The 11,253-nt window shown below is 48.3% G+C and carries 10 protein-coding genes; 6 read left to right on the forward strand and 4 right to left on the reverse strand.

What is annotated here, in order from left to right; genetic code table 11:
• Nucleotides 1-31: 31 nt before the first annotated feature.
• From NG795_RS06505 to NG795_RS06515, 3 genes are all read left to right on the forward strand, one after another.
• Nucleotides 32-481 (forward strand): heavy metal-responsive transcriptional regulator, encoded by a 450-nt coding sequence (locus NG795_RS06505; protein WP_367287845.1) that lies wholly within the window; start codon nt 32-34, stop codon nt 479-481.
• A gap of 92 nt (nt 482-573) precedes the next feature.
• Nucleotides 574-1,779: a WD40 repeat domain-containing protein gene (locus NG795_RS06510; protein ID WP_367287846.1), complete on the forward strand. Its 1,206-nt coding sequence runs from the start codon at nt 574-576 to the stop codon at nt 1,777-1,779.
• A 148-nt stretch (nt 1,780-1,927) separates the two neighbouring features.
• Complete coding sequence (locus NG795_RS06515) at nt 1,928-2,866, forward strand: exopolyphosphatase (RefSeq protein ID WP_367287847.1); 939 nt, start codon at nt 1,928-1,930, stop codon at nt 2,864-2,866.
• An 83-nt stretch (nt 2,867-2,949) separates the two neighbouring features.
• Here NG795_RS06515 and NG795_RS06520 read toward each other — a convergent pair whose 3' ends face one another.
• Both NG795_RS06520 and NG795_RS06525 read right to left on the reverse strand, forming a co-directional pair.
• A complete protein-coding gene (locus NG795_RS06520) occupies nt 2,950-3,279 on the reverse strand; it encodes a hypothetical protein (protein ID WP_367287848.1) in 330 nt (109 codons plus the stop codon).
• Nucleotides 3,280-3,843: 564 nt separating this feature from the next.
• On the reverse strand, nt 3,844-4,692 hold the full coding sequence (locus NG795_RS06525; RefSeq protein WP_367287849.1) for an SDR family NAD(P)-dependent oxidoreductase: 849 nt from the start codon (nt 4,690-4,692) through the stop codon (nt 3,844-3,846).
• Between the two features lie 1,084 nt (nt 4,693-5,776).
• On the opposite strand from NG795_RS06525, the gene NG795_RS06530 reads away from it, so the two are divergent.
• The 3 genes from NG795_RS06530 to NG795_RS06540 all read left to right on the forward strand — a co-directional run bounded on the left by NG795_RS06530 (nt 5,777) and on the right by NG795_RS06540 (nt 9,549).
• Nucleotides 5,777-6,040 carry a DUF4212 domain-containing protein gene (locus NG795_RS06530; RefSeq protein ID WP_367287850.1) on the forward strand — a complete coding sequence of 88 codons (264 nt, stop codon included), beginning with the start codon at nt 5,777-5,779 and terminating at the stop codon, nt 6,038-6,040.
• A 3-nt stretch (nt 6,041-6,043) separates the two neighbouring features.
• Complete coding sequence (locus tag NG795_RS06535) at nt 6,044-7,735, forward strand: sodium:solute symporter family protein (RefSeq protein ID WP_367287851.1); 1,692 nt, start codon at nt 6,044-6,046, stop codon at nt 7,733-7,735.
• A gap of 302 nt (nt 7,736-8,037) precedes the next feature.
• The gene (locus tag NG795_RS06540; protein ID WP_367287852.1) at nt 8,038-9,549 is read left to right on the forward strand and encodes a WD40 repeat domain-containing protein; all 1,512 of its coding nucleotides are present in this window, start codon (nt 8,038-8,040) and stop codon (nt 9,547-9,549) included.
• A 161-nt stretch (nt 9,550-9,710) separates the two neighbouring features.
• On the opposite strand, the gene NG795_RS06545 is transcribed toward NG795_RS06540, so the two are convergent.
• Entirely contained in the window at nt 9,711-10,517 is an 807-nt protein-coding gene (locus NG795_RS06545) for a TPM domain-containing protein (protein WP_367287853.1), read from the reverse strand.
• 332 nt (nt 10,518-10,849) lie between these two features.
• A complete protein-coding gene (locus NG795_RS06550) occupies nt 10,850-11,215 on the reverse strand; it encodes a DUF1823 family protein (RefSeq protein ID WP_367287854.1) in 366 nt (121 codons plus the stop codon).
• Nucleotides 11,216-11,253 lie beyond the last annotated feature (38 nt).

Consider the following 11,253-nt stretch of genomic DNA (forward strand, 5'->3'; position numbering starts at 1 on the left):
GGGCCGTGATCCTGTTCCCCTCAACCGCAAGATGATGGAAACTTTGGTAGGTGAAAAATCCCTAAAAATTGGCGAAGTGTCTGCAACTTCGGGATTGCCAGTGAAGACGATTCGCTACTATGAAGAAATTGGTCTGTTAGAACCCACCGTAGAACGGGCAGATTCGGGTTATCGAATCTTTGATTCTACGGTTCTCAATCGGCTGGCCTTTATTAAGCGATCGCAATCTTTGGGATTAAGTCTGACGGAAATCAAAGAGATTTTGCAGGTTCACGATCGCGGCGAGTTGCCTTGTGGAGAAGTTCGGCAGCATTTAGAGGCCAAAGTTGCGGCTATTGATGAACAAATTCGGTCTTTAGAAACTCTGCGTTCCGAGTTGAAAGGCATCCTTAAGGGATGGCAAGAACACCCCACAGAGGACCAAGTTGCTCATACGATTTGCCCTAATCTTCAGCCAGACTGTCATCATCATCAGGACTGATTTCTAGTCTAAATCTGGGATCCGATGACCGGGGTAGTGTTTTAATTAATACGGTTAAGTTATAAGTTCTGAATCGATTATTGGTGAACTGAATGGAGAGATTCAGATTAAAGAACCCGGTCCTAACCCGGGGTTTAATTGCTGGGTTACTTGCCTATCTTCCTACCCTCCCCTTGCTGCTGGGAACTGCCCTGTTTTCCCTAGGGGAAGTCACTCTGGCGACGCCTCAACCCCGGATATCTGACCTTGCTGTAGAATCCCCATTATCCCAGGGTACAGGGTCTAATTCAGCGTTTCAAGGACAAGGCGATCGCCCCATCGCCCCGACTTGGACCAATCCAGAATTATTGTTGGCGATCGAAGGGGAATCCGCCACGATTCAATCCCTGGCCTTTAGTCCCGATGGCCGCTTTATTGCCCTAGGCGGAGGCAGAAATGATCCGAGAATTGAAATCTGGGATTTACAACAAGAAAAACGGATTCGCCACTGGAAAACCTATCAAAATAGAGTTCTTGCCCTGACTTTTTCTCCTGATGGAAATACCCTCGTGAGTTCCGCAGATGGCGGGGCGATCGAAGTCTGGGATGTCCAAAAAGGTGAATTATTACATCAATTTTTAGAACATAGAAGTAATGTACTCTCCTTGGCAATTTCCCCTGATGGCCGAAATTTAGTCAGTGGGGGTTTAGATGGAATTCGCTTCTGGGATTTGGAAAATCGCCAACTGATCCAGGTCTTATTAAATTTACAACCCATTTATTCCGTAGCTTTTCGCGGAGATGGACAATTAATTGCCGCAGGAACTCATCAGGGTAATATTATTTTATGGCCGGTAATTCCTGGTAAAGGAACCGCCATTGTCGGCAATCCCCTCCCGACTTCATTTCAACACGATCGCGGAATTACCACCTTAGATTTTACCCCCGATGGCAATCGTTTAATTTCCGGTAGTTTTGATGCCACGATTAAATGTTGGGATTTAGTTGACCGAGAACTGCTTTACACCCTGGTGGATCATCCCAGTTGGATTAAGTCGCTGAAAATTAACCCGAATGGTCAACTGTTTGCCAGTGCATCTCGGGATGGAATTCGCTTCTGGAATCTGCAAACAGGAGAGGTGATGGGGTTTATTTCCTCCGACTCAGATTGGGCGCAGGCGATCGCCTGGTATCCTGATGGACTGACCCTCGCGACTGGCGGATTAGACCGGATGGTCAACTTGTGGCGGGGTGGCATGGGTCGGAATGAAGATGCGATCGCCTCAGACAGTCTAGGGGACAAGAAACCGGGTTTCTGACCCAAATGGGTGATAATTGGCAAAAATTGGGATAAGAAACCCGGTTTCTAACCCATGAAGTCCCTGCATCCTAGACAGCAGAGAACAGATCGGTTTCAATAGAGAAACATAGCGAAAATAAACCGATACTGCTTCAACTGGGGAAAATATGTCAAGTAACGACCACAAGTACCGATTAGTAACCCGTAGTGATTTTGATGGGTTGGTCTGTGCTGTTCTGTTAAAGGAACTGAATCTCATCGATGAGATTAAATTCGTCCATCCGAAAGATATGCAGGATGGCAAAATTGAAATCAGCGATCGGGATATTACCACCAATTTACCTTACGTCAAAACCGCTCATTTAGTCTTCGATCACCACGAAAGCGAAACCATCCGCAATCAAGACGCTCACGATAACTATATTATCGATCCCAAGGCTCCCTCTGCCGCCCGAGTCGTGTACAACTACTTTGGCGGACCGGAAAAATTTCCCACCATTTCCACCGAAATGATGGAAGCGGTGGATAAGTCAGATTCGGCTCAATTTGAGCGTTCTGAAATTTTAGACCCCCAAGGATGGGTCCTCTTAAGCTTTCTGATGGATGCGCGAACCGGCTTAGGAAGATTTAAAGAGTTCCGCATTTCTAACTATCAATTAATGATGGAATTAATTGATTACTGTAGAAATCATAGCATTGAGGAAATTTTGCAGCTTCCTGATGTCAAAGAACGGTCTGACCTGTACTTTGAACACCAAGATAAATTTAATCAGCAACTGAAAGACTGTGCCACGGTTTATAGCAATCTAGTGGTTCTGGATTTGCGCGATGAAGAGACCATTTATGCGGGGAATCGGTTTACCATCTATGCCCTTTATCCAGACTGCAATATCTCCATGCACGTTCTCTGGGGACTCAAACAACAAAATACGGTGTTTGCCGTGGGTAAGTCGATTTTGAACCGCACCTCGAATCTAAATATTGGTGCATTGATGTTGGAATATGGCGGTGGGGGTCATGCCAATGCAGGCACTTGTCAAGTTGAGAATGAAAATGCGGAACAGGTAAAACAAACCTTAATCGATCGCATTACAGCCCAGGGTTAAAAGCTGGGATAAAATGAGAAGGAGCGATCGCCTGAACAGCGATCGCTCCTTCTAGGGAAAGATTCTGAATTCATGAATTTAGCTTAAGCCAGGACCATTGGAGTTGTTAGAAAGCGATCGCTTTGTTGCTTCGCCTTCCCAATTTGAGTTGCCGAACTCTCTTGCGCCGGAACTAACATGAAATCCGTGGAACGGACCACCAAATCCCCTTCATCCAGAGACTGCCGCAACTGCCGTCCCATTTTCCAGGCCCGATATTTAATCACATTCCATCGGGGGTTTGCCGGATAGCCAGCAAATCCTGATCGCAATGCGGGGAGGTTATCTTTCGGCATGAGAGAACCAACTAAAACTCCCTCAGCCAAATCAACCACCATGAAGTTTCCCTTAGAATTGTGTTGTGCATTTAACATGGGATCAACCTCCTCGCCGCTAGACGAATAATGTTTATTGGGTTTGTATTGTACAGATGATGAGCGGTCATTACAATCATTCCAAAAAAATTAAATTCTTCTGGAATGAAGATATTGGAAATTGGAAACGTAAAAAAATAATTGCCCCAGCATAGAGCATTTGGATCCCGGGTCAGCCGAAACAGTTGGCTGATGCTTTTGACTCGGTTACCCGGTGAATTTATTCTCCAATTGGTATGAGTCTAGCATGAGTCGTCGGATTATTGTATCAATGAATTCATTTTTTATAAATTTACGGACATAAAATTCCCAGGTGTCCCGGGTCAACAAGCCACGGAATCAAGACAGGGAGCAATTTGGGGGCGGCTAGAGTGCCACGGGGCGGCCAAACTCGCTCTTTTATGCCTTTGGTAAGATGCGTCGGATTGAATCGATTATGCTAAACTTGATTAGCCCCTGTTTCCCGAACAGGACTTAAGCATTTTGAGAATTCACGCCAAATGTAGGGGCGATTCGCTTTCTCGCCCCTACTCGATAGTGCTAACCTAGTTTTTCACAAACCCCTTAACGGGATGCGGCAGCAGCTTCCCTAAGAAGGCGATCGCTGGCTTGATTCCGGCGATCATTGCGCTTGACCAAATCCCCAGATAAAGGGGAAGCCATCAATAGCATTTTATCCAATAGCCAGGGTGCAATCCGTTGGCACAAAACCGCTAAATGACTTTGCCATCCCACTAAGATCTCCGAGGAGTCTTTGTTGAGTCCCGATACCAGTGCCTTTGCTACCTGCTGCGGTGTCATCGGCACAACCCAGCGAAACAATTCTAAGTTTTTCGCCATGTCGGTATCGGTCAAAGTGGGCAGAAGTGCGACCACTTTGATATTATGTTCCGCGAGTTCCCCCCGCAAGGCTTGGGTGAAGCCGAGGATGGCGAACTTCGTTGCCGAATAGGTGGACATCGTGGGTGCGGCCACTTTGCCCATTAAGCTGGAAACGTTGACGATTGTGCCTTCCTGCCTTGCTGCCATCCGTTTGGCAACCATGCGCGTGATTTCATACATTCCCATAATATTCAGGGAAAGTTCTTCCTGAATTTTTGGAAATTTCGATTGCAAGAATGGGGTCTGATGTGCGACCCCCGCACAATTGACCAAGAGGTGAATTGGACCCTGATGCTTCCACGCTTTGGCGATCGCGATGTCTACTTCCACAGGTCGCGTGAGATCTAAAGGGAGACTCACGACCTCTACTCCAATCGCAGCAATCTCCGCCTCCACTTCCGCCAATTTGTCGCGATCGCGGGCCACGATTATGATCCGTTTCATGCCTTGATGTGCCAACTCCAGGGCGATCGCCCGCCCAATTCCACGGGACGCGCCAGTAATGAGTGCCGTCTTGTCTTGAATGTTCATAAATGAAGCCTCCATAGTTGAGGTCTTATCCCTCTACCCATTCCATGCCAAGTCTGTTGATATTTTTCGGCACTTCACAGAGTCACCCGTTTTGGCGATCAGAAGGATAAGTTAAATGCAGTCAGTAGCATCAGCGATTTCAATGTAGGGGGTTCAGAATGGGTATGTTATACAATTGCTGACCCCTTCCACAAAATGCCGGGTGAAAATACTTCAAAGCCTAATCAGGGTGATGGAGTCAACGCCTCAGATGCCAATTCTGCTTGGGAAACCCAATCCACAAGGATGATTGAAATTGACAATCCGCCTTCGCGCATTTTGATGTTGAATGGTACGCGGTAGCACGGTTCCATTTCCCCCTCGGTCCTAATTCTTAGTCCCGAACTGTATCCGTTGGGTTCTTGTACATGGTGGGCTGGCCTCCTAGATACGAGTATGGACTTAAGTCGCCCTTGAGCATACTTTAACAGTTAAATCAAGCAACTGCAATATTTCTTCATAAACTTTTGGACGGCTTCCGTAATAAATTTTTAAATGACTGTCCTCTAAGGTTTATAGCGTTTGAGTTCTGACCATAGGTGTGATACAAATCACAAGCGGACAATCTCCCCTGATAGGAATAGCGGATTAACCAACGACTCCTCCTACTCTACCTCAATCGGCACAGATGCAGGGGACTCACCCACAAAAAGCCGAAAAAAATTCTCTCTTGGGGGGAATTTCACCGGACGAGCACAGGACAAGAATAGTTGCGAAACCCGGCCCTGATGTAGAACCCTAAAAAAGAAATTACCATCGTGATTTAACCCTGGGGATCAAGAATCGGCCTATGTAGCGCCTCAGCCGAAAATGACTCAGAGTGAGGCGATCGCCAGGATTTCCCCTCACTTGGGATCAGCGATCCCCATAAAAAATTTGTATCGGTATCTGTAGCAATAATATCTCACACTTCTACTCAAGAGGCGATCGCTAAAGGGACGCTATTTTTTGCCCAGGGAAAAATATCTTTCCCTCTAGCGTAGCCAAAGCATCCCACTGTATGCTGATTAAACTTCTTTCCCAAAACTCTCATGGATAAAAAATCATGAACAACGAAGATCGTCACGCTTATTGGCGGGCCAACAAAGCTTTAATCCGCAATCTGCTGATTGTCTGGGGGGTTGTCTCCATTGGGTGCAGCATTTTATTCGTGCAACCCCTCAACCTGATTCGGATTGGAGGGTTACCTTTCGGCTTTTGGATGGCCCAGCAAGGATCCATTTATATTTTCGTGGTCCTGATTTTTATCTATGCCATTCAAATGGATAAACTCGATCGCAAATACAACGACAGCAATCGGAGAGACTAACTGATGTCAGTAGAAGCATGGACAACGATCCTGGTCATTCTCTCCTTTATTATGTACACCTATATCGGCTGGCGATCGCGGGTGCGAGATAGTAAAGGATTCTTCGTTGCCGGACAGGGGATTCCCGCAGTCGCCAATGGGGCCGCCACCGCTGCCGACTGGATGTCTGCCGCCTCCTTTATCTCAATGGCAGGACTGATCTCCGTCCTTGGGTATGACGGATCCATTTATCTGATGGGATGGACCGGAGGGTATGTTCTCCTCGCCCTGCTTTTAGCCCCCTATCTGCGGAAATTTGGAAAATACACCGTCCCGGATTTTGTGGGCGATCGCTACTACTCCACCACCGCCCGCCTAGTCGCCGTCGTCGCCGCCATCTTCATTTCCCTCACTTATGTTGCCGGACAGATGCGCGGCGTCGGCATCGTCTTCAGCCGATTCCTGCAAGTCGATATCAACCAAGGCGTGATCATCGGCATGATTATTGTCGGCTTTTTTGCCGTCTTGGGAGGCATGAAAGGGATTACCTGGACCCAAGTCGCCCAATATACCGTATTAATTGTCGCCTACTTGATCCCGGCGATCGCCCTGTCCTTTCAACTCACCGGCAACCCCATCCCCCAACTTGCCTTTACCTTCAGCGATATCGTTCCCCAACTCAACCAAATTCAGCTAGACCTCGGATTTGCCGAATATACCCAACCCTTTACCGAAAAGTCCATGCTGGATGTCCTGTTCATCACCATCGCCCTGATGGTGGGAACCGCTGGGTTGCCCCATGTCATCGTCAGATTTTATACTGTCACCAATATTCGCGCCGCCCGTTACTCCGCAGGGTGGGCCCTATTGTTTATCGCCATTCTCTATACCACCGCCCCCGCCTTATCCACCTTTGCCCGCTATAACTTAATTAACAACTTAAACGGGCAAACCATCGAACAGGTCCGCCAACTCGATTGGGCGACCAAATGGGAAAACACCGGACTGTTAACCTTTGAGGATAAAAACGCTGATGGAGTCTTGGAACTGACCCCAGACCCGGACACGAATGAAATTAACATTGACCGGGATATCATCGTCTTATCCACTCCCGAAGTTGCGAGTCTGGCCCCCTGGGTTGTGGGCCTCGTTGCTGCCGGAGGATTAGCCGCTGCCTTGTCTACCGCATCCGGTTTATTGTTGGTAATTTCTAGTTCCGTTGCCCATGATATTTATTACCGCCTAATCAATCCCCGCGCCTCGGAAACCAAGCGGGTGATGGTGGGACGGATTATGGTGGGATTTGCCATTGCCATTGCCGGATACTTCGGGATCAACCCGCCAGGATTTGTGGCCCAGGTGGTGGCGTTTGCCTTTGGGTTAGCCGCCGCCAGCTTTTTCCCCGTGATTATTTTAGGCATCTTTGATGGCCGAACCAATCGAGAAGGAGCCATTGCTGGGATGGTTGCGGGCTTGGCGTTCACGGCCTACTATATTATCGCGGTGAATTTCTACGGGATGGAACCCTGGTTATTTGGCATTTCCGCTGAAGGCATCGGGACCATTGGCATGATCATTAATTTTGCGGTGACTTTGATTGTCTCTCGCCTGACGCCGCCCCCGCCCCTAGAAATCCAAACAATGTTGGAGAATCTCCGTTCTCCAGGGAATGAACCCCTCGCCCTAGAGGAGATGGATGAAGAACATTTAGATTAGGGACTCCCCGGAAAATTTGCGGTGTTTGATTCTAGGAAACACCGTTTCTCAAAATCGGGTTTCTTGACACTCATCTCGGTTAAGATCGAAGATTGGAGCCAGAAACCCGGTTTTTTGGTATAGATTTTATAGTTTAGATTGGATGTAAGCGAGGAAGTTATCCGTTACAGATCGACTGTGGGTGATTGTGGGTTCATATTTCTAGGGTGCTTTGTTTCCGAAGCGATCGCCGATTAGGCCGTCGCCACAGGTCCACTCAGACAATCCATGTACAATCTTGGGAAGAACGATAACAGCAACCAATGGACTGGACAACCCCCCTAAAATTTCAACAGGCGGATTTTATTAAACGGCTCAATCACCAGAGTGCCGAACTGCTGCATTGCCAGTCTCCGGGTTTGCATGGCGAACAGGTGACGATCGCCGGTGAACGCTTCCGGGCAATTCTTTCCGCCTGTGAACAGAGACTGTCTTGGACTCAATCCCCGACCCCCATCTCGGAACGGTTTCGCGATCGCCTCCGCCATCAGCTAGGGGTCGAAGCTGTCGCCACCTATTTAGATCACCGGGTGACTCGAATTGACCCAGATCAGCCGCCCCAATCCCCAAGTCCGGGCGATTTTACCCTCAAAGCGAATCCCGCGATCACCCTTTCCGTTCAGGCCATTTGGGGTTCCACTTCCCCCTTAGTCTGGGATCTGGAACTCTCCCAAATTAAGCACCAATCGGCCATCATTTTTGTCCTGATTCCCGAACCGATTCCCCCGTCCCAGTCCGAATATCACCCGATTTTAGCTGGATTTTTACCCACCCATTTAATCGCCATGAGCGAGGGTCGCGCCCGCCTCTGCCTCAATGACCTCTTTTATATGGGTGGACTGAATCTCTATCTGGAATCCCTGAGCTCTATCCCGGTTTCTACGGAATGGTTACGCATCCTCACGGGCACCTCCAACTATGTCTATCCCGTTGCCATCAGTGCCGATGGGGGTCTCGTTGCCAGCAGCAGTTACGATGGTACGATTAAACTCTGGAAACTGCGCGATCGCGAAATTACTCAAGCCCTCTGTGGACATTCTTGGTCCTTTTATCCCATCGCTGGGGGTCAAGCGGGACAATCTCTCGCCAGTGGCAGTACAGAAAAAAAATTGAATCTGTGGCAACGGGGTCGCGGGGATTTTATTCGCACCCTAGCTGGACATACCAGCGGAGTCAGTGCCATTGCCATTAGTGAAGATAGCAAAATTTTGGTCAGTGGCGGCTACGATGGGACTATCGAGATTTGGGACCTCCTCCAAGGGCAACGGTTGCGGACCCTCAGTGGTCATTCTGGAACCGTTCGCCCGATTTCCCTCAGTCCTGATGGGACCATACTCGCCACCGGAGGCATTGATAAAAAGCTTAATCTGTGGAATCTCCAAACTGGGGCTTTAATTCGCTCCTTTAATATTGATACCGATGTGGCAATTTCTCTGGCGATTAGTCCCAACGGTCAATTGTTAATCAGTGGTTCTCAGGATGGGACCATTAAAATTTGGAATTTAGAATCCGGCTGTTTGATTCGGGCGATCGCCGCTCATTCCGGCATCGTTCGCGGCGTCACCCTCAGTCACGATGGCAAAACCCTCGCCAGTGGCAGCCTGGAAAAAACCATTAAACTCTGGAATGTGGACACCGGCGATCTGTTGCGAACCCTGACGGGTCATCCAGACCCCACCATTACCTTCGCGATCGACTCCGAGGGACCCAACCTGGATACCAGCTTATTGCGTCACTACCAACCCGGTTGGGAAGAACCCAGACAATGGCAATAAATTACCCGACAAATCAGCCGAGTCCTTACTGATTCTAGGTTCTGGCGCTACCGTAGTGAGCAGAAACCGGGTGTCTTGACCCACTCTGTGCTGAGTACCAACAAAGCCAGGGGGATGAAACCCGGTTTCTTCTGCTGCGGATCTAAAACTCTACCCACTTCCTAAGTTTCAGAAGTCGAGGACCCATTGATAATCGGCGTTAAATAAGCAACCAGTGCACCGAGTAGAAACCCGAGGATATTCCGCAGTAAGGGTAAAAAATCACTGGTCCGCGAGATCACTGGTCCCAAACCAAAGGCAATAAATAAAATTCCCCATAGGGGTGAAAACATTAAGGCCCATTGCCAGGAAAACGCTTGTCGATCTTTCCTCGGATGTGCGGCAAATCCAAAGATGACGCCTCCCAACGTTGAGGTAATCAGGGTCAGGATCCATTGCTCCCTCGGCAACCCGGGGACCACCAGGCATCCCCCTTGGCGCAGACAATTTTCCACGCTATTTAATGCGCTCAGAATTGCTTGGTCCTCTCCATTCTCCCGCACGAAAAATTGATTGCCGTACCGGGTTTGTAATTCGATCCAGAAGGTTCTCGGGAGTAAGGGGTAGAGCTCATCCCCCACATTGAATCCCAAGAGGTTGCCCCCCCGAGGGTCCGCAATCAGCAGGACGCTCTTATCGTTGAGGTCCCAATAATCCTTAACCGCCCGACCCGGGGTGCGATCGTATTGGGTCAGGACCCTCAGTTTCCAGCCGGTTTCCGCTTCAAAATTCTCTAACTCTTGGACTAAGTTCTCTTCCTGGACGCTCGTCAGGGAGTTGGCGAGGTCAATAATGGGGGTTTGGATCTCCGGCAGTAACTCAGGATTGTCATAAGCTTGAGCCGGAATCGGGGCGATCGCCCAAACTGATACAGCGACGAAAAAGGCAGCGACAGATATTAGAAGTCTTTTCGGAAATGTTGATTGCATTGCAGTCTCTATAGGAGTTTTCATTCTTTCATCCAACCAGGGTGCCATCACAGCAGGCTCCACCCCCGAGCCATTCATAAACTTAATATTTGTTTACAGTTTTTACCTTCCCTTAATATTAAGCATCTCGACCCAATGCCGTCAATCAGAATTCCAGCAGATTTACCTCCGGTTTAATTTTATAATTAAACAGATTGACAACTTGCAATTTTTGGATTAAAATTATAAAACCTCAATCCGGCTAGATTGAGGGAGGAATGGCCCCTTACTAATCATCAATCCTAAATCAACGGGTTAACCAAAATAGCCAGAGAAAGACTTGACGCCCCCAATCAGGGCTGAGATTCTAAATAACTTAATAACCAATTCGCCATCGTAGCGCGACGGGTTAAGCGGGGAACCAACTCACCCACCTTGTAACCCGAAAACCCCAACTTTTCCTTCAGCAGTTGCTTATTTTCTTTAGGAATAGAACGAGTGAGTTTAACAGTTGCCGGTCGGCTGGCGATAAAATCCGGGGGTTCTGGATACTCGTCCCGCCACAGCGGATCAACAGCATCCGTATTCCAAACTTGAGTCATTTCCTCATAACGATACCCTAAAGAATGCCAAACCAAGCGATTAACCGTTAAATCATCAATCTTATCATTGAGAATATCCCAAATCGTATCAAAATTGAGGGGAGGTAATTCAGACATAAACCTTGAAAGACCGAAAATAAATAACCGGATTACTT

The sequence above is a fragment of the Laspinema palackyanum D2c genome (genome assembly GCF_025370875.1).
GTDB classification, from domain to species: domain Bacteria; phylum Cyanobacteriota; class Cyanobacteriia; order Cyanobacteriales; family Laspinemataceae; genus Laspinema; species Laspinema palackyanum.

Excerpts from the sequence above, each read along its gene's own strand:
- NG795_RS06550 (WP_367287854.1), bottom strand. The coding sequence starts at position 11,215 with ATGTCTGAATTACCTCCCCTCAATTTTGATACGATTTGGGATATTCTC.
- NG795_RS06545 (WP_367287853.1), bottom strand. The coding sequence starts at position 10,517 with ATGCAATCAACATTTCCGAAAAGACTTCTAATATCTGTCGCTGCCTTT.
- NG795_RS06540 (WP_367287852.1), top strand. The coding sequence starts at position 8,038 with ATGGACTGGACAACCCCCCTAAAATTTCAACAGGCGGATTTTATTAAA.
- NG795_RS06520 (WP_367287848.1), bottom strand. The coding sequence starts at position 3,279 with ATGTTAAATGCACAACACAATTCTAAGGGAAACTTCATGGTGGTTGAT.
- NG795_RS06510 (WP_367287846.1), top strand. The coding sequence starts at position 574 with ATGGAGAGATTCAGATTAAAGAACCCGGTCCTAACCCGGGGTTTAATT.
- NG795_RS06535 (WP_367287851.1), top strand. The coding sequence starts at position 6,044 with ATGTCAGTAGAAGCATGGACAACGATCCTGGTCATTCTCTCCTTTATT.
- NG795_RS06530 (WP_367287850.1), top strand. The coding sequence starts at position 5,777 with ATGAACAACGAAGATCGTCACGCTTATTGGCGGGCCAACAAAGCTTTA.
- NG795_RS06525 (WP_367287849.1), bottom strand. The coding sequence starts at position 4,692 with ATGAACATTCAAGACAAGACGGCACTCATTACTGGCGCGTCCCGTGGA.
- NG795_RS06505 (WP_367287845.1), top strand. The coding sequence starts at position 32 with ATGATGGAAACTTTGGTAGGTGAAAAATCCCTAAAAATTGGCGAAGTG.
- NG795_RS06515 (WP_367287847.1), top strand. The coding sequence starts at position 1,928 with ATGTCAAGTAACGACCACAAGTACCGATTAGTAACCCGTAGTGATTTT.